At 68.1% G+C, this 1,030-nt stretch carries 1 pseudogene; it reads right to left on the bottom strand.

The features are described from left to right. Nucleotides 1-889, bottom strand: a pseudogene (locus tag AC27VN_RS42250) (hypothetical protein); the annotation flags it as partial. Between the last annotated feature and the right edge of the window lie 141 nt (nucleotides 890-1,030).

The following is a 1,030-nucleotide window of genomic DNA, read 5'->3' as shown; positions in this document are numbered from 1 at the left end:
CGCCGAGCGGCTCGCCATGGGTATTGGCCAGCTTCGACAGCACGGCGGGCCACGGGCTCTGGATGCCCACCGCGCTGTAGCCGGCCGTGATCGATTCGCCCACGGCCACGACGACGCGTGTCTTCTGGGGCGCGAGCACCTTGACCTCGCTCAGGTGGAAGACGCCGTTGAAGGTCTCGAACGCTGGCGCGACGGCCGACAGCGAGGCTTCGGCCGCCACGTCGCGGTTCCTCACCACGTAGAAGCCGGGGAGCGGAACGGCGGAGTTCATGTGCATGTCGGCGTACTGCACCTTGCCCTGGAAGTGCAGGCTGATCATCAGGTCCGAGAGCTTGGGCACCGCCATCGCCACGGGGTCGCTCAGCAGTTCCTCGCCGGCGGGCACCTCGGCCAGCGTCTTGCCGCCATCGAAGGTCAGCACCCGGCGCGTGGCCAGATCGATGGCGGTCGGATCGGAGGGTTGCGAGCCATCGGGCAGCGCCACGCTCGCGTGGTCGATGCGCAGGGTGGTGGCGCCGAACACGTTGGACAGCCGCACCCGGACGCCCTCGCCGCCCACGCTCGTGCGGATGCGCACGCGCACCGTGTCCGAGTCGTTGTTCTGCAGCCGGTTGGCATACATGGCGGCCTGCCATGTCGTGGCCCAGCGGGTCTTCTTTTCGGAGGGCACGGTCGGCGGCGGCTCCTCGGGCGGTGCGACCGCGGGCTGGGTGCCGGGCGGTGCCACGGCGTTGGCGGCGGCGATCGCCGCTGCATCAAGCCGCGCACTGCTGTCTCCGCCACCACCGCATGCCGTCAACAAGCCGACGGCCAGGGCCGCCAGCATCCGGCGCCAAGCCTTCTCGAGAGAACGCTGGCCTGCCCACACTGCTTCGAGTGCTTTCTTCATGATGCCTCCTTGGGTGTCCGGTTGCCCGGGTTGAGATGACTTCTGAGTTGGAAATGCCTCGCTGCTGGTGATGAAGGTCGAAGTGCGGCGATCAACGCGCCATCATTTCTTCTCCCGGCACCGGTCGATGAACGCGATGAC

The organism is Variovorax sp. 20P10.2.4 (assembly GCF_058244205.1).
Note: the sequence above shows the minus strand (reverse complement) of the source record. Positions and strands in the feature narration are given on the sequence as shown.